We start from the raw sequence: 20,433 nt of genomic DNA on the forward strand, positions 1-20,433 counted from the left end.
CGGGCCCGGTGCCGTGATCATCCGAGTCCGACAACCAATGTGGACAAGGGGTGGTGTCGAATCGGTGCCGGGGCGAATTGGTGCCGGGCGGAGCGACGGGGGGTGGGATCGCCGCGCCGGGCTCGGCAGAGGCAGGACGGCTGAGCGTGCCTTCGAGCACGGACGATGCCGGCAGCCGGGAGCCTCGTCACCGTGGCGTCGAGCCCGCTCGGCGCTGTGCCCAGCGCGGTCCGGCGCCTCGTCCGGAAACTGATCCGCGCGATCTCGCGGCATTCGTGAATCGACGTCAAGATCGGCATCCCGTTGTCGACCGATTCGATCAGCCGGCCAGGGGGAGAGGATTTCCGTCGCGTTCGGTCTCGTGCCGGGGGTGCGGTCGGCGAGTGCGCGAGATCGGCGATCATGCTTCGCCCGCGCCGCCGATCGTGCCCACTTCGGACTTCGGGGCCATTGTGGAGGCTGCGCTGGGGGCTCCGGGGTGGCACGGTGTGAGGATGCCGCCCGCGAGAGCGACCGCCGTGAACGCCACTGCCGCCGCGCTGCTCGGACTGCTGCACGACGGGCCGATGACCGGAGGGCAGTTGGTCGCGACCGCGGGTCAGCGGTTCGGCTCCTTCTTCTCCGTCACCCGGAGCCAGGTGTACCGCGAGTTGCCGGTGCTTGCTGAGGCGGGGTTGCTGAAGCTCGGGAAGCAGGGTCCGCGAGCGTCGCAGCAGTACGCGATCACGGCGGCGGGGCGGCGGTCGTTCAAGGCCTGGCTCGCCACGGGAGGCGGGGCCGACCCGCTGCGCAGCCCGCTGGTGCTGCGGCTGCTCTACGCCGGGTCGCTCACCGTGAAGCAGCGCGCCGAGTTGGTGCGCAGCAGCCGGGAGGCGTACGCCGCGCGGCTGGAGGCGGCCCGCGCCACCGCGCGCGGTGAGCCCGACCCGCACCGCAAGGCGGTCGCCGACTTCGCGGTGGCACACGCCCGTTCGATGCTCAAACTGCTGGACGCGATCCCGACGGAGTAAGCGCAACCGCGTAACCTGGAGCGTTGTGAACCCCGACGCCGCAGCCGACCTGAAGGAACTCTCCACCACGCTGGAGAGCATCGAGGCGGTCACCGACCTGCCTGCGCTGCGCGCCGAGATCGCCGACCTCTCCGACCAGGCGGGCCAGCCCGATCTCTGGAACGACGCCGACGCCGCGCAGAAGGTCACCAGCAGGCTGGCGCACGCCCAGGGCGATCTGCGCCGGCTGGAGGACCTGCGGCGCCGCCTCGAGGACCTGCCCGTGCTCTACGAGCTCGCGGAGGACGAGTCCGACGAGGGCGCCATCGCCGATGCCGACGCCGAGCGGGCCAAGCTCCGTGAGGACATCGCCTCGCTCGAGGTGCGCACGCTGCTCTCGGGTGAGTACGACGAGCGCGAGGCGCTCGTGACCATCCGGGCCGAGGCCGGTGGCGTCGACGCGGCCGACTTCGCCGAGATGCTCATGCGCATGTACATGCGCTGGGCGGAGCGCCACGGCTACAGCACCGACGTGTACGACACCTCCTACGCGGAGGAGGCCGGCATCAAGTCGGCCACGTTCCAGGTGCACGCCCCGTTCGCCTACGGCACGCTCTCGGTCGAGCAGGGCACCCACCGGCTCGTGCGGATCTCGCCGTTCGACAACCAGGGTCGCCGCCAGACGTCGTTCGCCGGCGTGGAGGTGGCACCGGTCGTCGAGTCCAGCGACCACGTGGAGATCGACGAGAAGGACCTCCGGGTCGACGTCTACCGCTCCTCGGGGCCCGGCGGCCAGGGCGTCAACACCACCGACTCCGCCGTACGGCTCACCCACATCCCCACCGGCATCGTCGTCAGCTGCCAGAACGAGCGCTCCCAGCTGCAGAACAAGGCCACGGCGATGCTGGTGCTGCAGGCCAAGCTGCTGGCCCGCCAGCGCCAGGAGGAGCGGGCCAGGATGGACGCCCTCAAGGACACCGGCTCGTCGTGGGGCAACCAGATGCGCTCCTACGTGCTGCACCCGTACCAGATGGTCAAGGACCTGCGCACCGACTACGAGGTGGGCAACCCCTCCGTGGTGCTCGACGGGGAGATCGACGGCTTCATCGAGGCCGGCATCCGGTGGCGGCGCAGCCAGTCCGCCGACTCCTGAGGGCCGCGGCGAGAGTGACCGGGGCTGCATGACCGGCGGCCCCGGCCGTCCCCGCTGCTGATCGTCGCCGGCGGCTTTTCCGCCTCCTGACCTGCGCCCGATATGTCGGCATGATCGACGCGAAATACACCGATGTGCCGAGCGGTTGGTCCTGGGCGCCAAGGGGACGGGTCGGATGTCAGCCCGAAGTGCACCCGCCGGTAGCCTCCGCATCCGTGATCCGCCTCGAACGTGTCACCAAGCTCTACAAGACCTCGACGCGGCCCGCGCTGGATCGCGTGTCGGTTGCCGTCGACAAGGGCGAGTTCGTCTTCCTCATCGGGCCATCGGGCTCGGGGAAGTCGACCTTCCTGCGGCTACTGCTCCGAGAGGACGTCCCGACGCGCGGCAACATCTTCGTCTCCGACCTCAACGTCGCGAAGCTGCCACGACGCCGCGTCCCCCGCCTGCGTCAGCGGATCGGCTGCGTGTTCCAGGACTTCCGGCTGCTGCCCAACAAGACCGTCGGGGGCAACGTCGCGTTCGCCCTCGAGGTGATCGGCAAGCAGTCCGCGACCATCAAGAAGGTCGTGCCGGAGGTTCTCGACCTCGTCGGGCTGCAGGGCAAGGCCGAGCGGATGCCGCACGAGCTGTCCGGTGGTGAGCAGCAGCGCGTCGCGATCGCACGGGCGTTCGTGAACCGGCCGCTGGTGCTGCTGGCCGACGAGCCGACCGGGAACCTGGACCCCGACACCAGCCAGGACATCATGCTGCTGCTGGAGCGGATCAACCGCACGGGAACCACGGTCGTGATGGCCACCCACGACCACTCGATCGTCGACTCGATGCGCCGCCGGGTCGTCGAGCTGGATCTCGGGCAGGTCGTGCGCGACGAGTCCCGCGGCGTCTACGGCGTGGGGCGGTAGAAGGTGCGTTCGGACTTCGTCGTCCGCGAGGTCGTCACCGGCCTGCGGCGCAACGTCACGATGACCGTCGCGATGGTGCTGACCACCGCGATCTCGCTCGGGCTGGTGGGTACCGGTCTGCTCGCCGTGCGCACGATCGACCGCACCGAGCAGCTCTACAGCGACCGGGTCGAGGTGCAGGTCGCGCTCACCTCCGACGTCTCGGCCAACGACAAGGACTGCACCCAGCCCGTCTGCGCCGGCCTGAAGGCCACTCTGGAGAACTCACCGCTCGTGGAGTCGGTGCGCTTCGAGAACCAGGAGCAGGCCTACGAGCGCTACAAGGAGCTGTTCGCCGGGCAGTCGCTCGCCGACCTCGTGCGTCCCCAGTCGCTGCCGGCGACGCTGCGGGTGCGGCTGTCCGACCAGCAGGCGGGCGCCGACGCCGTGCGCCAGGCGATGGCGGGGCAGGTCGGCGTGCGCAACGTGATCGACCAGCGCGACGTCGTCGCGAAGCTGTTCGACTTCCTGGGCGGCGTCCGCAACGTGACGTTCGCGCTCGCGATGGTGCAGGCGGTCGCGGCGCTGCTGCTGATCTCCAACACCGTCCAGGTCTCGGCGTTCACCCGCCGTACCGAGGTCGGGGTCATGCGGCTCGTCGGCGCCACACGCTGGTACACGCAGCTCCCCTTCCTCATCGAGGCCGTCGTGACCGGCGTCGTCGGCGCGCTCATCGCCGTCGGGGGGCTCCTGGTCGGGAAGTTCCTCTTCATCGACGAGCTGCTCAGCGGGATCGTGTCCAACGGTGTCGTGCCGCCGATCGAGGTCGCCGACATCATCTGGGTGTCGCCGATCCTGGTGATGATCGGTGCCGGCATCGCGGCCGTCACCGGCTACGTGACGCTGCGGCTGTACGTCCGGCTGTGACAACCGGGGAGACCCGCGCGGCCGCGGAGGGCGGCAATCGGGTGGCCCGTCCGCGTACTCTGGGTAGGTGAAGGAGAAAGGCCGCTCGGTGATCGCGCAGAACCGGAAGGCACGACACGACTACGCGATCCTCGATACGTACGAGGCCGGCGTGGCGTTGCTCGGCACCGAGGTGAAGAGCCTGCGCCTGGGCCGCGCGTCCCTCGTCGACGCGTTCGCCACCGTCGACGACGGCGAGGTCTGGCTGCGCGGGCTGCACATCCCCGAGTACACCCAGGGCAGCTGGACCAACCACGAACCGCGTCGCACCCGCAAGCTGCTGCTGCACCGTGGCGAGATCGAGCGGTTGATCGGCAAGATCCGCGAGGGCGGTCTCACCCTGGTTCCCCTGTCGCTGTACTTCAGCGACGGCAAGGTGAAGTGCGAGATCGCGCTCGCGCGGGGCAAGAAGTCCTACGACAAGCGCACCGACCTCGCCAAACGCGACGCCGACCGGGAGATCCAGCGGGCCTACGGGCGCGCTGCCAAGGGGCGGGCCCGGGAGCTGAGGTGACGGCGGCGCCCGCGGCCGTGGAGGGTGTTCCCGCTCCGCCGCAGGCGGACGACGACGTCCCGCGGTTCCTCGCCGATCTCGGCGTGCCCGGGATCGTCGACGTGCACGTGCACTTCCTGCCCGAGCCGGTGCTGCGCAAGGTCTGGGCCTACTTCGACCAGGCCCAGGCCCACTACGGGATGGACTGGCCCATCCACTACCGCACCTCCGAGGCGGACCGGGTGGCCACGCTGCAGAAGCTCGGCGTGCGGACGTTCGCCCCGCTGGTCTACCCGCACAAGCCGGGCATGGCCCGGTGGCTCACCGACTGGATCACGGAGTTCGCCGCCGCCACCCCCGACGCCGTGGCTACCGCGACGCTGTACCCCGAGCCGGACGTCGCCGACTACCTGGGCGCCGCCGTCGAGGCCGGGGCGCGGGTGGTGAAGGTGCACGTCCAGGTGGGTGGGTTCGACCCGCGCGAGCCGCTGCTGCGCCCGGCGTGGGGGCTGCTCGCCGACGCGGGCGTGCCCGCCGTCGTCCACTGCGGGCACGGGCCCCTGCGGGGGCACTACACAGGGCTCGACGTCTTCGGCGAGGTGCTCGCCGAGCACCCACGGCTGCCGGTGGTGCTCGCCCATGCCGGCATGCCCGACTTCGCCGGCGCCCTGGACCTGGTGCACCGCTACGAGAACGTGCACCTCGACACCACGATGGTCGGCACGCCGTTCAGCCTCCAGATGGCGCCGCTGCCGCCCGACTGGCCCGCGCTTCTCGCCGACGTCTCCGACCGCGTCGTCTTCGGCTCGGACTTCCCCAACATCCCGTACGCCTACGCGGAGCAGGTCCGGGCCGTCGCGGGCTGGGCCGCTGCCGACCAGCGTCTGGGGCCGGCCTTCCTCCGGTCGGTACTGCACGACGCTCCGCGGCGGCTGCTCGCGCTCTGAGCGCTGTCCGGTTGTGGATCGGTACGACCGGGTAGTCCCCGGCATGGACATCGGGGTGCTGCTCGTCATCGTCGTGGTGATCGTCGCGGTGCTGCTCGTCACCGGCCTCAGTGCGATCCGGGCACGGAACCGCCGGCAGGAGCAGCAACGGCTGGAGGCGGCCGAACACCGCCACGAAGCGGAGATCCGGACCGCCAGCGCGGAGCGGCGCGAGGCCGAGGCCGCCGAACGCGCGGCCAAGGCCCGCCACGAGGAGGCACGGGCCAACGAGGAGGCCGCCCGGGCCCAGCAGGACCGTGAGGTCGCCCAGGAGCGGCAGGCGGCGGCCGACCGGATCGACCCCGACGTGCGAGGGAAGGCCCGTCGCAACCACGACGACGCCGACGACGGCACCCCCACCGCAGGCGCCGGCGCCGGCGAGGGCGCGGATCCCGCCGCGAGCACCGACCGGATGAACCTCGACCAGCGCACCGACTCACCGGAGCGCAACGGCGCACTGGGCCGTCCGAACGCGCCGGACACCCGGGACGGCACCGCCTCGGCGCAGGGCGCCGACCCCGTCCATGCGGGTCGGATGGACGCCGGTGAGCACGGCGACCCGGTCCACGACGACGACCCGGCCGCGCGGACGGACCGGATGGACACCGCCGCCGACCGCAACGACCCGGCGCGGGGCGCCGGACCGGTGGCGGGTGCGGGCCGGATGGACGCCGGTGAGCACGGCGACCCGGCCCACGACGTCGACCCGGCCGCGCGTACCGACCGGATGCACTTCGGTGAGCGCACCGACTCGCCGCAGACCCCCGCCGGCACACCCCAGGGCGCCGACCCGGCGGCGCGCACGGACCGCATTCCCGTCGGCGACCAGGGACAAGGGAACGGCCCCACGCACGGCGACACCCGGGCCACCGCTCCGGTGAGCGGAGCCGGGATCTCCGGTGGGGCTCACGCCACCGCCGGGCCGGCGGAGGTCGGCGGCACGGAGCCGGGTCGGCCCGACGTCGCTGCCGGCCCCGAGGGCGGACGCGGACCCGTTGCCGGTGGCGAGACCGGTCAGCCGGATGCGGATCCGGTGACGTCCGTGCCCGGTCAGCGCAGCGGTGAACACGACCGGCCGGGCCACACCGTCCCCGAGACGGAGATGCAGGCCGGTGACCAGTGCACCATCGATCGACCCGCCGGCGAGGCCGACCGCGACCGGTCCGACCGCAGCCCGGTGCGCTCGATCACCGACCGGCTGCTGGGCCGCAACCGCTGATCGCCGAACCGGGATGAAGCCGGACGCCGCAGGCGTTACTCTGTGCGGACGCCCCGCCGCGGGCGTAGAAGGGGGTGAACGGTTTCGACTCCGGACGTCGATCAAGGGGAAGCGTGTCGAGGAAGGCGACGATGATCTCGTTAACCATATGTCGCAACCTTATAAGCGCCGATTCCAATCAGCGCGACTTCGCCCTCGCCGCCTGAGCGAGTGTGAGTCTGTCGGACCGGGTGCGTTCCCCGACCCGGACCCCGGCATCAGCTAGGGGACTTACCTGTCCGCCCGGTCGCGGGGCGGACGGGGACATCAAACAGCGACTGGGATCGTCACACCGGCTCGTCCGCATGACCGGTGGATCCGAGTAGAGGCAGCGCGGACTGCACACGGAGAAGCCCTTGTGAAGCGACGGAGGACCCGGGTTCGATTCCCGGCACCTCCACTCGACCGAAGGCGTGCCTGCTCGGCGGGCACGCCTTCGCTCGTCTCGGACATCGTCATCTCTGCGGGGGCCAGGCCCCCACGCCCCCGGCCGGGGGCGCGCCCCCGGACCCCCATCTGACGGGTGCGGGTTGTGTTGTCGAGTTCCCGGACCCCACCTGTCGGGTGCGGGGTTGTGCTGTCGGTTCAGGTGAGCGGGCAGCGGGCCGTGTCCGGGGCCCTCTCAGCCCTCAGCTACCAGTCGTTCCAGGCGGGTCAGCCCGTCGTCCAGCCACTGCCGCACCTCACCTGCGGCTTTGCCACCGTGGGTCTCGGGCTGGTGGCCGAGGAACGACAGGTGCAGCACCACCGACGAGCGGCCGGGTGCGGCGTGCTCGACCTGCAGCCAGCCCGCGTAGTCGGGCGCGTGGCCCCACTCCACCCGAAGCTGCTCGGGCCGGACCTGCACGGTGCCCTCGCTGTCCACGCCCCGCTTCTCGACGTCGGCGTGCACCTCGCCCTCACCGGTGGGCTGCACGTCGACCGGTCCCGGCAGCCATTCCGGGAGCCGGTCCAGATCGGAGACCACCGCGAAGACCGTGTCCGCGTCGGCCGGCATCCCGCGTTCCGCCTCGAATTCCGCCATGGCGAAAACGTACCCCGGCTCCCGCCCTTTCAGGCGTCGGCGATCACGCTCCCAGCGGTAGCTCCGAGACGTGGGCCTCGACGACGCGCCAGCCCTCGGGGAGCCGCACCCACGTCTGGCTCTGTCTGCCCTCGATCGCGCGGTCGGGGTAGCTGATCAGCGTCGTGACCACCGCCGTCCGGTCGTCGACGGCCAGCACCCGGGTGTCGCGGAGCGTCCGACCCGGCGGCACCGACGGGTGCGTGTGGCGCCAGGCCTCGATCTCGTCGGCGCCCTGCTGCCGGTCGGCGATCCCGAAGCGCACGCACCGGGGGTCGTCCCAGAAGAGCTCGGTCATGACGGCGACGTCCCCGTCGGCGAGCGCACGTTCGTACCGCTCGAACGCGGACCGCACCTCCGCGACCACCTCCGGCCGGTCGAACGTGACCTGCTCCGGGGCCCGCTGGTCGGGCATGTCCTGATCCATACCTCGACGGTAGCGCTGCGCGAGCCCGAAGAGCACGAGCATCCGACGCCTGACCGTCGCGTCCACAGGTCGGCAGGGCGGTGCCCGCTACCCGCCCGCGCTGACCCCGATCGCCATCCCCACGAGGAACGTCGCACCAGCGGCGATCACCCCGAACGCCAGCTGGCGCAGCCCGCTGAAGAGCCAGGTCCGGGTGGTGAAGCGGGACGTCAGCGCCCCGACGACGAACAGGCCGACTCCCCCGACGAGCAGCCCGAGAAGGAGGGACGACGACCCGAGCAGGAACGGGACCAGCGGGATGATCCCGCCGACGGCGAAGCAGAGGAACGACGAGATCGCCGCGGTCCACGGCGAGGGCTGGTCGTCCACGTCGACGCCGAGCTCCTGCGCGACGTGGACCTTCACCGCCAGCTCCGGGTCGGAGTGCACCTCGCGGGCCATCGCCTCGGCCGTCGGGGCGCTCAACCCCATCTCCCGGTACATCTCGGCGAGCTCGGCCTCCTCGGCGCGCGGGTGCCTGCGGATCTCCTCCCGCTCCACGGCCACCTCGTTGGCCACGGCCTCGTTCTGGGTGCCGACCGAGGCGAACTCGCCGAGCGCCATCGAGAACGCTCCGGCGACAAGGCCCGCCATGCCGGTCAGGATGATCACGTGCCTGCTCGCGCCGCCACCGCCGACACCGGAGATGAGCGCGATGTTCGTGACGAGGCCGTCCATCGCGCCGAAGACGGCGGCCCGCAACCAGCCGCCGGAGACGTCGGTGTGGTGGTGGTCGTGCGCGTGCTCGGCGAACTCCGCCGAGCCCGGGAGCTGCGTCATCGGACCAGCGTAACCACGCTCCACCGTCCAGGTTGGACTATGGAGAGCCTGGCCTCGGGTGGGCGCAGCCATACCTCAGCCCGGCGATCTGTCCTTTTCGCCGCATTTACGTGATCGCGCTCGGGCTGCCACCATCGATTCGTGCCACTTACCGTCGGAATCAACCACGTGACGTCGTCCACCGCCGACCTCGACCGGCTCGTGACGTTCTACTCACAGATGTTCGGCGCCCGGAAGGTCTTCGAGAGCGCGAAGACCGACACTCATGGTCGGATGGCGATCGTCGAGCTCGGAGGAACCAGGTACGTGAAGATCGTCGAGGACGAGGCCGGCTCCACTGCCTCGGCACCCAGGACGCCCAGCGCGCACGCGGTGACCGAGCGATTCGGACTTGCCGTCGACTCCTACTCCGCGTTGCGAGACCTCCGGGAACGGATGGTCGGCGCCGGCGCGGATGCCGATGAGATCGAGCGGCTCCCCACACAGTGGGTGCTGCGCTTCACGGATCCGGACGGCACACCGCTCCAGGTCTGCGCGCACGCTCAGCCGGGCGACGATGCCGTCTGACGCGGCGTCACCCGTCCGTCCACCGGGGCGGGGCGTGGCTGACCGATTCGCGGCGGAGGGCGCCGCTAGGCTGATCGCGTGGATCGGGGACGGGTGCTCGACGTCGTCGGGACGGCTGCTCGGCTCGGCCTGGCCGCGGTGTGGCTGACCTCCGGCGTCCTCAAGGCCATCGATCCCGACCAGACCTACATCGCCGTTCGCGCCTACGACGTGCTGCCCCCCATCGGCGTCGAGGTGGTGGCGGGCATCCTGCCGTGGTTCGAGATCGCGCTCGGTGTGCTGCTACTGGTCGGGGTGGGCATCCGGACGGTGGGCGTGCTGTCGGTCCTGCTGCTCCTGGGTTTCGTCGCCGGCGTGTCCCAGGCGTGGGCTCGCGGGCTGCTGATCGACTGCGGCTGCTTCGGCGGTGGGGGTGCCGTGGCGCCCGGCCAGACGGCCTACGTGCAGGAGTTGCTGCGCGACACCGGGTTCATCGTGCTGGCCGCCTGGCTGGTGGTGCGGCCGCGGACGCTGCTGTCGCTGGACTCTCGACTCGAGAACACGGGAAGGACCTGACATGGGTGGGGCGTCGAGAAACGAGAAGAAGCGCCGGCAGGCGGAGGCGAACCGGCGCCTCGCCGCGGCGGGCATCAGCGTCCCCCCGAAGCGCAACCGCACGCCGCTGATCGTGGTGGCGGTGGTCGTGGTGGTGGCCGTGGTCGCCGGGGTGGCGGTGCTGCTGAACCGCACCGGTTCGAGCGCCGACGTCGCCCCCACCTACACCGCCACCGCGTCCGGTGCGGTGATCACCGCAGGCAACGGCCCCGCCACGATCGACACCTACGAGGACTTCCTCTGCCCGCAGTGTGAGCGGTTCGAGGAGCGCTACGGCAACGAGATCACCACCGCCCTGAACAACGGGCAGGTGACGGTGCGCTTCCACACGATCGCGATCCTCGACCCCTCCACCACGCCGCCCGGCTACTCCACCCGCGCGGCGAACGCGGCCCTGTGCGCCGTGCCCGCCGGCATCTACCCGGCCTACCGCGAGAAGCTGTTCGCTGAGCAGCCTGCTGAGGGGAGCGCGGGGCTCACCAACGACCAGCTCATCCAGTTCGGCACCGAGCTCGGGGCCACGGGCGACTTCGCCGCGTGCGTGAACGGCGCGACGAACGCCGCCGCCGTCACCGCGGAGACCGAGGCGTCGGCCGCCAACCCGGCGCTGCAGACCAACGGCCAGTTCGGCACGCCCACCGTGGCCGTCGGCGGCGCCAAGATCGATCTGAACAACACCAACTGGCTCAAGGACGCCATCGCCGCCGGTCGCTGACCAGGCCTTCGACGTGCCGGGCCGCGCGGGCTGCCGCACGGCCCGGCACGTCGGTCAGGCGGTGCGCGCCGGGTGGTCCCAGGCGATCTGAGGCCGTTCGCCGCCGAGGTGGCGGCCGAACCAGTCGAGGATGATCTCGGCGCGCTGCACGCGGTGGCGCGGCGAGCCGCTTCGCGACAGCTCGTGGCCCTCCTCCGGGAACCGCCAGTACTCCACCGTCTTGCCCAGCAGCCGCAGCGCCACGTACAGCTGGTCGGCCTGCTCGATGTGGCAGCGCAGGTCGTCCTCGGAGTGCAGGATCAGCACGGGCGTGGTGATGTCCCGGACGTAGGTGATCGGCGAGATCCGCTGGTAGAGCTCGGGTGCGTCCAGGTGGCTGAGGCCGAACTCGTAGCGGAAGAAGCCGGCAACGTCGGAGCTCGTCTCCAGGGACGACACGTTGTTGACCGCCCGCTCGCTGCACGCGGCGGCGAAGCGGTCGGTGTGCCCGATCAGCCAGCTCGTGAGGTAGCCGCCGTAGGAGCCACCCAGCACCCCGACGCGCTCGGCGTCGAGCGACCGGTCGCGCTCCAGCGCGGCGTCGAGCACCGCGAGCACGTCGTCGGCGTCGATGCCGCCCCAGCCGGTGCCGGGCGCATCGGGTGCCTCGGGCGGCCGGATGGCCCGGCACCACGCGTCGGTGTGGCCGGTGGAGCCGTGCGGGTTGCAGTAGACGACCGCGTACCCGGCGCCCGCCCACAGCTGGAACTCGTCGAACCAGGAGTTCGTGTACTGCGCCATCGGGCCACCGTGGATGGACAGCAGCACCGGAACCCGCGCGCCGTCCGGCACGCCCGGCGGACGCACCACCCAGGCGTCGATGTCGCCGTCGCCCGCGGGGGAGGGGACGGTGAAGTGTTCGGGCTCGGCCACCGGCACGGCCGCGTGGAACGCGGCGCCGACCGAGGTGAGCTGCCGCTCCGTCCCGTCCTCGTCACGGACGAACACCTCGGGCAGCGTGGTGGGGGTGGCGGCGACGAACGCGAACGTGCCGCCAACGTAGTCGAACCCGCTGATCAGCCGCGTGCCGCCGACCAGCAGTTCGGGCTGCCCGGACCCGTCGGCGGGGACGCGGTACACGTGCACGGAGCCGTGCTCCTCGACCGAGAACAGCAGGTTCCCGTCGTGCCAGAGCGGGTCCCGGGCGCTCGGGGGAGCGCACTGACGGTCGAGCGCCGCGGTGAGGATCTGCTGCTCGCCCGTGGCGACGTCGGTGACGGCGAGCTGCGCGTGGGACGGCAGGAGCCGGACGTCCTCGGTGAGGGTGGCGATGCGCGTGCCGTCCGGGCTGAACGAGGGCCGGGAGTGGGACAGGCCGCGGTCGGTGAGCGCGCGGGGGTCGGCGTCGGGTGTGCCTGCCGGTCCGAGGTCGATCAGGTGGATGTCCTGGACGAGGTCGAGATCCCAGTCCTTGCCCCGCGAGGTGGCGACCGCCAGCTGCCTGCCGTCCGGCGACCACGCCGGCCCGCCGTGCTCGTACGGGCCGCCGGCCACCAGACGTGGCGTGCTGGAGCCGTCGGCAGGCACCACGAACACGCTGCGGGGCCGGTCGACGATCCACCCCTCGCCGTCGAGACGCGTGAACAGCCGGTCGATGCGCCGCGGCGGCCGCCCGCGCTCGTCCTCGCCATCGCCGTAGCGACCCGTGCGCTGGCGCGAGGCGAACGCGATGCGCGTGCCGTCGGGCGACCACACCGGCTCTTCGATGGCCTCCTCGCGCTCGCAGACCGTGATCGTCTCCCCTGCGATCCCGACGGGCACCACGTGGAGCGTGTGGAGCCCCTTCTCCTCGGAACGCCTGCTGGTGAACGCGAGCCTGCGCCCGTCCGGCGACCACCTCGGCTGGCCGTCGCCGTGCTCACCGGTGGTGAGCGGGTAGGGCGCCGTGGACCCGTCGGCCGCGGCGAGCCAGACGGCGCGGCGGTACCGGTTCTTCTCCAGGTCGACCCGGGTGACCACGAAGGCGACCAGCCGGCCGTCAGGGGAGACCCTCGGATCGCTGGTGGTGACGAGTTGTCCGATGTCGGCAGGTTTCACCGGTTGACCGTAGATCAGCGTCGGCGGCAGCGGCGACCCCGTTGCCGGGGCCGGACGGGCATCGTGTAACTTCGTTCCCGCAAGGGGCTGTGGCGCAGCTGGTAGCGCACTTGACTGGCAGTCAAGGGGTCAGGGGTTCGAATCCCCTCAGCTCCACCCTTTCTCACCAGCCGATTGCCAAATCGGCGAGGTCATCATTGTCCACGTCCGGGCATTACAAGCCGTTGCTGGGCGACCTGTTCGGGCGCACCGCGGACGAGCTCGGCTTCCCGGGCGACCAGCCCGCGGCAGCTCTGGTCAACACCGTGCAGGACCTGATGGCGCACGTGTTCGCCGGTGGGATCCGCAGCGCGCTGGCGGCGGTGCTGTCCGACGCGGCAGCGCTGAATGCCTGGCAGGTACTCAACGCCGGACAGGTGCAGGGCTTGGCTGGCGTTGATCGAGTGCTTCGACGCGCAGCAGGCCGACACCCGGCGGCGTCTGAAGATCTGCCGCAACGAACGCTGCGAGTGCGCCTTGTTCGACCGTTCCTGCAACGAGACCGGTGTGTGGCACGACGTGCGGGCCTGCGGCAACGCGACGAACCTCCGCGCCTACCGCGCCCGTCGGCGGGCGCGGTAGGCCAACTGACCCGCGCCCGCCGACCAGTCGGTCCTCAGTCGTGGCTCGGGAAGGTGAAGCCCTTGGCGATGAGCCAGATCGGGAGGATCAACTCGAAGAGGCCGCCCGGTACCAGCGCGACCAGTCCGACGCCCTGCGTCACGTCGACCAGGTTGAAGATGTCCAGAACGCATCCCGCCAACAACACCGGGTAGCCGATGACGCCGAGGATCGCGATCCAGCGTGGGATCAGCCTCGATCGGTACAGCAAGGTGGCCATGCACATACCGGCCGCACAGGTGACCAGGTAGATCATGAGAATGGCCACGCTGTGTTGTGCCTGCAACAGCGTGCCAAGGCTGGTCGAGGCAGAGGCATCCACTGTGCCGGCACGCAGTCCGGCTCCGAGCTCGATCGCGAGGAGCGGGACTGCCAGGTAGAACAGGCTCGCCGCGAGTTCGGCGACCCGGAAACCGACGTGCGCCAGGGCCAGCGATTCGCTGTAGCGTTTCAACAGGGGGAACAGCAGGACGGCGATACCCACAACCCCGAACTGCCCGGCCACCAGGAGTGCGCCGGTGGCCAAGGTGGTGGTGCCGGCGAATGCGTCGTTCAGAAATTCCGGCCGGCTCAGAACCCCGGAATTGAGTGTGTTGGCGAAGATGAACGCAATGGTCGCTGTGAGGAACAGTAGTCCAACGAGGACTGCGGTCTTCCTCGTGGATGCCGTTGTTGGTGTGCTCTGCTGCACGGTTGGATCGGTGACGGTCGGCTCGGGCAGTCTTTCTGGTGCAATTGGCATCGAGTTCACCCTTTATCTCATGCCACAAATAGTGCGCCGCGGCTCGCCCGCGATCGATTCTCAGTACAGTCCGTGGCCTGCGCGCCTCAGGCGCGGGCGCGGCGAGATTCGCCGATCACGGCACCTTCCTCCGAAAACGGACGGATGGCAATACGTTGCTGCACGGCGTTCGGGTGCCAGCCGTTGGGGGACGCCGGCGAAGTGCTCCGGGGCCGCGGGTCATCTCGTACTGCTCGGTCGCCTGCTTGAAGTGGCTCACGCGGTTAGGGGTCCACACCAGCGGCCGGGGGCTTCGACGTCAGCGGTAGGCCCGCAGGAATGCGTCCACCCCGTCGCTGATGATCGCGGCGATCTCCGCCTGTCCTGCCGCGGCGGCCGGTTCGTCGTCTGTTGCGTCCAGGGCGAGCGCAATGGTAAGGGCGGTGAAGTGCTGCACTGCCCGCCGCGGGTCGGGCACCCTCAGCTGCCCGCTGGCGGCGAGTCGTGCGAAACGCTCCTCGAGCAGCCGCTCGGGTCGGTCACGCACGTGCTCCGCCGACGGGGGGACCGCGCCGCGTGGGGAACCCAATCGGCGAAAAGTCACGTAGGTCGACGAAGGAAACGTCTCCGTCGCCACGTGTGACGCGAAGGCCGTCAGCGCCTCCCGCAGATCACGGCCCTCGGTGATCTCCTGCTCGATCGCCTCCCGCACGGCTGCCACCAGCGCGTCGTCGACCCGCTCGAGCACGCGCAGGAAGAGCCCCTGCTTGTCCTCGAAATAGTCGTAGACCGTCCGCTTGGATACCACCGCACGGGCCGCGATCGCGTCGACGCTCGTGCGTTCGTACCCCTCGGAAACGAACAGAGCCTCGGCCGCGTCCAGGATGGCCGCTCGCTTGCGCTCGGACCGCATCCGGCGCCGGGACACCTGCGTCCCCTCCATCGTCTCGGCCATGACCTCAGCATAATCTCAGGCGTTACTACACTGCACCGTGTAGTTTTACGAGCGTGCTACTGGCGGATCCGACGACCTCTCCCCCTGGCGTTCATGCGCGCGCCCTGACGAAGTGGTACGGCAACACGGTCGTGGTCGACCGGCTGTCGTTCACCGTGCGGCCGGGTGCCGTCACCGGCTTCCTCGGCCCCAACGGAGCCGGCAAGAGCACGACGCTGCGGATGCTCCTAGGGCTGACCAGGCCGACGCAGGGCGCGATCACGATCGGCGGGCAGCGCATCGCCGACCTCCCCGACCCTGCACGGACCGTCGGCGCTCTCCTCGACGCCCGCGCGGTCCATCCGCACCGCACTGCGTTCGACCACCTGCTCGTCTTCGCCCAGGCCGCGGGGCTGGGCAGGCGACGCGTCGAACAGGTGTTGGATCTTGTTGGGCTGACCGACGCGGGCCGCCGCCGTGCGGGGGAGTTCTCCCTCGGGATGCACCAGCGTCTGGGCATCGCGACGGCCCTGCTCGGAGACCCCGGGGTCCTGGTGCTCGATGAGCCGCTCAACGGCCTGGACCCCGAGGGCATCCGCTGGATGCGCTCCCTGATGCGGAACCTCGCCGCCGAGGGCCGCACCATCCTGTTCTCCAGTCACCTGATGTCGGAGATGGAGCTGACCGCGGACGATCTCGTCGTCATCGACCGGGGCCGTCTCGTCGCCGAATCCGCCCTCGCCGAGTTCGTACAAACCCACACGACTCAGGCGGTCATGGTCAGCGCCCCGGACCTCGACGGCCTCGCGCGGGCACTGGGTCGAGCGCGCATCGCGTTCGAATCCGCTGGGCACGGCCTGCGTGTCACCGGAGCCGACACCATCGAGGTCGGCCGGGTCGCCGCGGCCGAGGGGATCGCCCTTGACGAGCTCGGCCGCGTACGCGAGTCGCTCGAGGACGTCTTCCTCCGACTTACCCACGACGTCACCGACCATGAAAGCCGGGCGGCATGAACCTTCTGCGCTCCGAATGGACCAAGCTCCGCAGCGTCCGCAGCACCTGGATCGCCGCCCTGAGCACCGTCGCCGCCGGTGTCGCGCTCAGCGTGCTCGGTGCGTCTGACCTGCTCGCCGCGGCACAGTCCGGGCTGCCCGACGGCTGGGACCCGACCGCGGCCAGCCTGAAGGGTTTCCTGTTCGCGCAGCTGGTCATCGGCATGCTCGGCGCGCTCGCCGTCACCGCCGAGTACGGCACCGGGATGATCGGCACCAGCCTCACGACTACGCCGTCCCGTTCCCGGCTGCTCGCGGCGAAGACCACGGTGGTCGCCGCCGTTGCGCTCGCCACTGGCCTCGCCACGACGCTGCTTGGCTTCACCGCGGTGCAGCTCCTGCTCGGTGGCGCGGGACTGTCCGCCGCCGGCATCGGCGACCCCGGCGTCGCGGGTGCGCTCGTCGCCGCAACCCTCTACCTGACCCTCGTTGCCCTCATCGGCCTCGCCGTCGGAACCCTGACGCGCTCGAGCACCGGCAGCCTCGCCGTGCTCGTCGGTGTCCTGCTCCTGGTGCCCGCCATCGCTCCAGCTCTGCCCGGGGCCCTCGGCGACGCCTTCGCCCGCTACTGGCCGATCACCGCCGGGCAGGCCGCCTACACCGTCGTACCCGTGGACGGCGCGCTCGCCCCCGGGCTCGGATCTGGACTCCTGACCGTGGCTGCCGTCGCCGCCGTGGCCGCTGCCCACGTCGCGCTCCGGACGCGCGACGTCTGAGTCCACCCTCCAGGAAGGACCTCCTCATGACTGACAACGCCGACGCCGACGACGGCGAGAACGGCGGCGACGACGAAGGCACGGTCAACCCGCAGCCTCACCACGGTCGCCCCGACGACGACCGAGAGGCGCTGGGTGCGGTGCTGCGCGCTCGAACTGCAGGCCGCGACGCGTTCCGCCAGCTCGGCGCGGGGCTGCGTCTCCCCGCCCCAGCGGTGCCATTCACCCACGGAAGGAACAACCAACCATGTATGACGTCGTCGTCGTGGGGTCCGGCCCTGTCGGCCTCTTTCTCGCCTGCGAGCTGCGGCTCGCGGGCGTGCGCCCCCTGGTCCTGGAACGTCTGACCGAGCCGGTCATCACGGACAAGGCCCACGGTCTCACCGGGCAGGTCGTGCGGTTGCTCGACCACCGCGGTCTGTTCGAGCGTTGCGGCGGTCGGGGGTTGCCCATCCCGGCCCCCGGCTTCTTCTTCGGAGCCCTGCCCCTCCGGCTGCGGGTCCTCGGAGATGACAACCCGATGTACCTGCTCCCCTGCTACCAGCGGAAGTTCGAGAGGATCCTCACGGAGCGGGCGACCGAGCTGGGGGTGGAGATCCGACGAGGCTGTGAGGTCCGGTCGTTCGCCCAAGACGCCGCGCAGGTCGACGTCGAGGTCCGCGATCAGGCTGGGACGAGCACGATCTCGGCGCGGTACCTCGTCGGTTGCGACGGTGCGCGCAGTGTCGTGCGCAAGCAGATGGGCGTCGCCTTCCCCGGGATCACCGACGACCACATCGTCAGCCGGTCGGCCATCGTCGCCCCGAGTGACACCTTCCGGTTCACCGCTGCGGGCCGGCTCGTGGTCGCTGGGCTGGGTGAGATCTCCCCGCAGTTCCACCGCACCGAGCGCGGAGTGTTCACACTGGCGCCGTTCGACCCGCAGCGGCCTCATCTGACCACCACGGAATGGGAGGACGAGCCGGCAGGCGACTTCCCCGGGTCTGGCGCCCCGATGACCATGACCGAGATGGAGGACAGCGTCGAGAGGATCCTCTGCGTGCGGCCGTCGCTCGCACCGGCCTCCGGTGACGAACCGGGCCTGCTCCGCCGGTTGTCGGGGTGCAATACCCGTATCGCCGAGCGCTACCGCGCCGGCCGGGTCTTCCTCGCAGGCGATGCCGCCCACGTCCACTCCGCCTCCGGTGGTCCCGGGCTCAACCTGGGCCTGCAGGACGCGGCCAACCTGGCGTGGAAGCTCGCCGCCGACGTCCAGGGATGGGCGTCGCCGGGTCTGCTCGACACGTACGAGTCCGAGCGGCTCGCGATCGGGCGCAGGGTGTTCATGCAGACCCAGGCCCAGACCGCCCTGATGGCGCCGGGAGGCCCGACCACGGCCCTCCGCGAGTTGTTCGGGGAGATGCTCGATCGGGTCGAGAACGTCCAACTCGTCGCCGACCTGATGGCCGGCAGCGACGTGCGGCTCGACATGGGGGACAAGGATCCCGCAGGCCCGACGGGCCGGTTCGCCCCGAATCTCGACCTCTGCACCGCCGACGGCCGACGGCACCGTATTGCCGAGTTCCAGCGCGACGGCCGCGCCGTCCTGCTCGACCTCAGCGACGGCGGTGAGCTCGCCGCCGCCACCTCACACTGGACCGACCGGGTCAAGTACGTCCGCGCGGCCGCTGCGACGACTGGTGCGCCGGCTGCTCTGCTCATCCGTCCCGATGGCTACGTCGCCTGGGCCGGAACCGACGCCGACGGTCTCCGATCGGCTCTCGCGCGCTGGTTCGGCCCAACGGAGCTCCCGGCCTCGTGGGCGACCGATCTCGTCGGAGCCTGATCACGATGGACGCTGGACATGCGCCGGCGAGCACCCCCATCGAAAGACACACGGGGTGGACCCCGGAGCTGATCGGGCATGTCGCGATACTGCTGCTGGTCAACGTGGTGGTTGACACCGTCATCACCGCGCCGTTGCTGGTATTGCCCGAGCTGCTCGAGCAGTTCGGTGCGGGCCAACCCGCCTGGCTCAACGCCAGCGCCATGCTCGCCGGAGCGATGTGGGCACCGCTACTGGGCCGACTCGCGGCCCTGCACGGGAGACGACAGATCCTGGTCCTCTCGCTGGTTCTGGCCGCAGCGGGAGCACTGATCTGCCTGGCCGCGCCCACCCTCTGGGTGTTCGTCATCGGGCGAGTCGTGGAGGGCGCCGCGGTCGCATCGCTGTTCCTCACCGTCGGGATCGTGCGCGAGCTGTGCGCCCCGCGCCTCGGGATGGTCGTGACCGGCGTCGTCACCAGCGGCAACGCCGTGATAGGGATCGTGTTCGCCTTCCTGTTCGCCACGTTGGGCGAGCAGTACGGATACCAGGTCGTGTTCATCACGTCGTTCGTGTTCGCGGTGCTGACCGCGGTCCTGGTGCACCTCCGGCTCCCGAAGACAGCCCCCACGAAGACCGGCCGGGTCGATGTCGCCGGAGCGGTCCTGCTCGGCGCCGGCCTCGCCATGGTGGTCGGCTACATCAGCGTCGGCAACACCAACGGCTGGCTCGCCGCCGCACCGCTGGCCCTGGCCGGGCTCGTTGCCCTCGCCGGGTGGTACGTCCTCGCCCGACGCCGAGCCGACCCCATCATCGACATCAACGGGCTGAACCGGCCCCTGGTGCTCATGCTGCTCGTCGTGGTGTTCGGGACCGGGGCCTACCAAAGCATGCTGCAGCTGTTCAGCCTCATCACGCAGGTCTCACCGGCCCAGGGACTCGGCTACGGCGTCGCAGCCCCGGCGGCGTTGAGCATCCTGCATGCCGTGCCACCGATCGGGATCGTGCTCGGCGGCGTCGTATCCGGGATCCTCACCAACCGCATCGGAGCGGCCGCCACCCTGACCGCCGGAGTCGCCATCGGCACCCTCGGCACCCTCGGGCTCTTCGTTGGGGTGTCCTCGCTACCCGTCGCCGCGGTCTGCTCGCTGCTACTCAGCCTCACCGCTGGCACCCTGGTCACCTCCGGGTTCAACCTCGCCTCGACCCTGGTCTCGCTCGACCGCGACGCGGCGGTCTCGAGCCTGGTCATGACCATGATCGCCATCGGCTCGGTCGTCTTCAACTTCGTCGGTGCCGCCGTCCTCGACGCCACGCACGTCACCATCGCGGGCACCTCCATGAGCTCCGCAGTGGGTGTGCTCACCTACGTCGGCATCGGCACCGCGGCCTTCCTCGTAGCTGGGGGGATGGCCGTCCTGCTCCTCAAAACCCTTCGACGGACAGTCGCCACCCCTACGTCCCCGGTCCCGCGGACAGAGGTCCGGCCTGGCGGCTCACGAAATCGCTGACAACGCCCACACCGGGGCACCGCTCTCGCTCCGAGGCTCCGCCAG

The 20,433-nt window shown here is 70.7% G+C and carries 21 protein-coding genes, 1 tRNA gene and 1 other RNA gene; 17 read left to right on the plus strand and 6 right to left on the minus strand.

Annotated elements, in window-relative coordinates; genetic code table 11:
• The first annotated feature begins 494 nt into the window (after window positions 1-494).
• The 8 genes from ACQPZA_RS05490 to ssrA all read left to right on the plus strand — a co-directional run bounded on the left by ACQPZA_RS05490 (window position 495) and on the right by ssrA (window position 7,132).
• Window positions 495-1,010, plus strand: coding sequence for a PadR family transcriptional regulator (locus ACQPZA_RS05490; RefSeq protein ID WP_433278939.1), 516 nt, complete (start codon window positions 495-497; stop codon window positions 1,008-1,010).
• A gap of 25 nt (window positions 1,011-1,035) precedes the next feature.
• Window positions 1,036-2,142, plus strand: coding sequence for a peptide chain release factor 2 (gene prfB / locus ACQPZA_RS05495; protein ID WP_433278941.1), 1,107 nt, complete (start codon window positions 1,036-1,038; stop codon window positions 2,140-2,142).
• Window positions 2,143-2,357: 215 nt separating this feature from the next.
• Window positions 2,358-3,047: a cell division ATP-binding protein FtsE gene (gene ftsE, locus ACQPZA_RS05500; RefSeq protein WP_169394502.1), complete on the plus strand. Its 690-nt coding sequence runs from the start codon at window positions 2,358-2,360 to the stop codon at window positions 3,045-3,047.
• Window positions 3,048-3,050: 3 nt separating this feature from the next.
• Complete coding sequence (gene ftsX / locus ACQPZA_RS05505) at window positions 3,051-3,953, plus strand: permease-like cell division protein FtsX (RefSeq protein WP_433278943.1); 903 nt, start codon at window positions 3,051-3,053, stop codon at window positions 3,951-3,953.
• Window positions 3,954-4,020: 67 nt separating this feature from the next.
• A complete protein-coding gene (smpB, locus tag ACQPZA_RS05510) occupies window positions 4,021-4,506 on the plus strand; it encodes an SsrA-binding protein SmpB (protein WP_169394500.1) in 486 nt (161 codons plus the stop codon).
• On the plus strand, window positions 4,503-5,432 hold the full coding sequence (locus tag ACQPZA_RS05515) for an amidohydrolase family protein (protein WP_433278947.1): 930 nt from the start codon (window positions 4,503-4,505) through the stop codon (window positions 5,430-5,432). Before smpB ends, ACQPZA_RS05515 begins: the two co-directional genes overlap by 4 nt.
• Before the next feature lie 43 nt (window positions 5,433-5,475).
• Entirely contained in the window at window positions 5,476-6,690 is a 1,215-nt protein-coding gene (locus ACQPZA_RS05520) for a hypothetical protein (protein ID WP_433278949.1), read from the plus strand.
• Between the two features lie 70 nt (window positions 6,691-6,760).
• Window positions 6,761-7,132: a transfer-messenger RNA gene (gene ssrA / locus ACQPZA_RS05525) on the plus strand.
• A gap of 219 nt (window positions 7,133-7,351) precedes the next feature.
• On the opposite strand, the gene ACQPZA_RS05530 is transcribed toward ssrA, so the two are convergent.
• The 3 genes from ACQPZA_RS05530 to ACQPZA_RS05540 form a co-directional block, all read right to left on the minus strand.
• A complete protein-coding gene (locus tag ACQPZA_RS05530) occupies window positions 7,352-7,753 on the minus strand; it encodes an SRPBCC family protein (protein WP_433278951.1) in 402 nt (133 codons plus the stop codon).
• 43 nt (window positions 7,754-7,796) lie between these two features.
• The gene (locus tag ACQPZA_RS05535) at window positions 7,797-8,219 is read right to left on the minus strand and encodes an AtzH-like domain-containing protein (protein WP_246265807.1); all 423 of its coding nucleotides are present in this window, start codon (window positions 8,217-8,219) and stop codon (window positions 7,797-7,799) included.
• 87 nt (window positions 8,220-8,306) lie between these two features.
• Window positions 8,307-9,038, minus strand: a complete 732-nt coding sequence (locus ACQPZA_RS05540) for a VIT1/CCC1 transporter family protein (RefSeq protein WP_169394497.1) — start codon at window positions 9,036-9,038, stop codon at window positions 8,307-8,309.
• Between the two features lie 141 nt (window positions 9,039-9,179).
• On the opposite strand from ACQPZA_RS05540, the gene ACQPZA_RS05545 reads away from it, so the two are divergent.
• From ACQPZA_RS05545 to ACQPZA_RS05555, 3 genes are all read left to right on the plus strand, one after another.
• Window positions 9,180-9,605 (plus strand): VOC family protein, encoded by a 426-nt coding sequence (locus ACQPZA_RS05545; RefSeq protein ID WP_433278954.1) that lies wholly within the window; start codon window positions 9,180-9,182, stop codon window positions 9,603-9,605.
• Between the two features lie 78 nt (window positions 9,606-9,683).
• Window positions 9,684-10,160 (plus strand): MauE/DoxX family redox-associated membrane protein, encoded by a 477-nt coding sequence (locus ACQPZA_RS05550; RefSeq protein WP_433278956.1) that lies wholly within the window; start codon window positions 9,684-9,686, stop codon window positions 10,158-10,160.
• A gap of 1 nt (window position 10,161) precedes the next feature.
• Window positions 10,162-10,914 carry a DsbA family protein gene (locus ACQPZA_RS05555; RefSeq protein WP_433278958.1) on the plus strand — a complete coding sequence of 251 codons (753 nt, stop codon included), beginning with the start codon at window positions 10,162-10,164 and terminating at the stop codon, window positions 10,912-10,914.
• Between the two features lie 54 nt (window positions 10,915-10,968).
• Here the strand turns inward: ACQPZA_RS05555 and ACQPZA_RS05560 are convergent, their stop codons facing one another.
• Window positions 10,969-12,990, minus strand: a complete 2,022-nt coding sequence (locus ACQPZA_RS05560; RefSeq protein ID WP_433278960.1) for a prolyl oligopeptidase family serine peptidase — start codon at window positions 12,988-12,990, stop codon at window positions 10,969-10,971.
• 83 nt (window positions 12,991-13,073) lie between these two features.
• On the opposite strand from ACQPZA_RS05560, the gene ACQPZA_RS05565 reads away from it, so the two are divergent.
• Window positions 13,074-13,146: transfer RNA gene (locus tag ACQPZA_RS05565), tRNA-Ala, on the plus strand.
• A 231-nt stretch (window positions 13,147-13,377) separates the two neighbouring features.
• Window positions 13,378-13,611 (plus strand): CGNR zinc finger domain-containing protein, encoded by a 234-nt coding sequence (locus tag ACQPZA_RS05570; protein ID WP_433278962.1) that lies wholly within the window; start codon window positions 13,378-13,380, stop codon window positions 13,609-13,611.
• Window positions 13,612-13,645: 34 nt separating this feature from the next.
• Here ACQPZA_RS05570 and ACQPZA_RS05575 read toward each other — a convergent pair whose 3' ends face one another.
• Both ACQPZA_RS05575 and ACQPZA_RS05580 read right to left on the minus strand, forming a co-directional pair.
• Entirely contained in the window at window positions 13,646-14,392 is a 747-nt protein-coding gene (locus tag ACQPZA_RS05575; protein ID WP_433282686.1) for a DUF4386 domain-containing protein, read from the minus strand.
• 298 nt (window positions 14,393-14,690) lie between these two features.
• A complete protein-coding gene (locus ACQPZA_RS05580; protein WP_433278964.1) occupies window positions 14,691-15,284 on the minus strand; it encodes a TetR/AcrR family transcriptional regulator in 594 nt (197 codons plus the stop codon).
• Between the two features lie 95 nt (window positions 15,285-15,379).
• Here ACQPZA_RS05580 and ACQPZA_RS05585 point away from each other — a divergent pair, with 95 nt between their 5' ends.
• The 4 genes from ACQPZA_RS05585 (at window position 15,380) to ACQPZA_RS05600 (ending at window position 20,388) form a co-directional block, all read left to right on the plus strand.
• Window positions 15,380-16,318: an ABC transporter ATP-binding protein gene (locus tag ACQPZA_RS05585; protein WP_433278965.1), complete on the plus strand. Its 939-nt coding sequence runs from the start codon at window positions 15,380-15,382 to the stop codon at window positions 16,316-16,318.
• On the plus strand, window positions 16,315-17,073 hold the full coding sequence (locus ACQPZA_RS05590) for an ABC transporter permease (protein WP_433278967.1): 759 nt from the start codon (window positions 16,315-16,317) through the stop codon (window positions 17,071-17,073). The genes ACQPZA_RS05585 and ACQPZA_RS05590 overlap by 4 nt, the downstream gene beginning before the upstream one ends.
• A 247-nt stretch (window positions 17,074-17,320) precedes the next feature.
• Entirely contained in the window at window positions 17,321-18,898 is a 1,578-nt protein-coding gene (locus ACQPZA_RS05595) for an FAD-dependent monooxygenase (RefSeq protein ID WP_433278968.1), read from the plus strand.
• A gap of 5 nt (window positions 18,899-18,903) precedes the next feature.
• A complete protein-coding gene (locus ACQPZA_RS05600; RefSeq protein WP_433278970.1) occupies window positions 18,904-20,388 on the plus strand; it encodes an MFS transporter in 1,485 nt (494 codons plus the stop codon).
• Window positions 20,389-20,433 lie beyond the last annotated feature (45 nt).

This window comes from Pseudonocardia xinjiangensis (genome assembly GCF_050948425.1).
Lineage (GTDB): Bacteria > Actinomycetota > Actinomycetes > Mycobacteriales > Pseudonocardiaceae > Pseudonocardia > Pseudonocardia xinjiangensis.

Coding starts and splice junctions, on each gene's coding strand:
- ACQPZA_RS05490 (WP_433278939.1), top strand. CDS start 495: ATGCCGCCCGCGAGAGCGACCGCCGTGAACGCCACTGCCGCCGCGCTG.
- ACQPZA_RS05520 (WP_433278949.1), top strand. CDS start 5,476: ATGGACATCGGGGTGCTGCTCGTCATCGTCGTGGTGATCGTCGCGGTG.
- ACQPZA_RS05530 (WP_433278951.1), bottom strand. CDS start 7,753: ATGGCGGAATTCGAGGCGGAACGCGGGATGCCGGCCGACGCGGACACG.
- ACQPZA_RS05535 (WP_246265807.1), bottom strand. CDS start 8,219: ATGGATCAGGACATGCCCGACCAGCGGGCCCCGGAGCAGGTCACGTTC.
- ACQPZA_RS05540 (WP_169394497.1), bottom strand. CDS start 9,038: ATGACGCAGCTCCCGGGCTCGGCGGAGTTCGCCGAGCACGCGCACGAC.
- ACQPZA_RS05555 (WP_433278958.1), top strand. CDS start 10,162: ATGGGTGGGGCGTCGAGAAACGAGAAGAAGCGCCGGCAGGCGGAGGCG.
- ACQPZA_RS05570 (WP_433278962.1), top strand. CDS start 13,378: ATGCCTGGCAGGTACTCAACGCCGGACAGGTGCAGGGCTTGGCTGGCG.
- ACQPZA_RS05575 (WP_433282686.1), bottom strand. CDS start 14,392: ATGCCAATTGCACCAGAAAGACTGCCCGAGCCGACCGTCACCGATCCA.
- ACQPZA_RS05580 (WP_433278964.1), bottom strand. CDS start 15,284: ATGCGGTCCGAGCGCAAGCGAGCGGCCATCCTGGACGCGGCCGAGGCT.
- ACQPZA_RS05590 (WP_433278967.1), top strand. CDS start 16,315: ATGAACCTTCTGCGCTCCGAATGGACCAAGCTCCGCAGCGTCCGCAGC.
- ACQPZA_RS05595 (WP_433278968.1), top strand. CDS start 17,321: ATGTATGACGTCGTCGTCGTGGGGTCCGGCCCTGTCGGCCTCTTTCTC.
- ACQPZA_RS05600 (WP_433278970.1), top strand. CDS start 18,904: ATGGACGCTGGACATGCGCCGGCGAGCACCCCCATCGAAAGACACACG.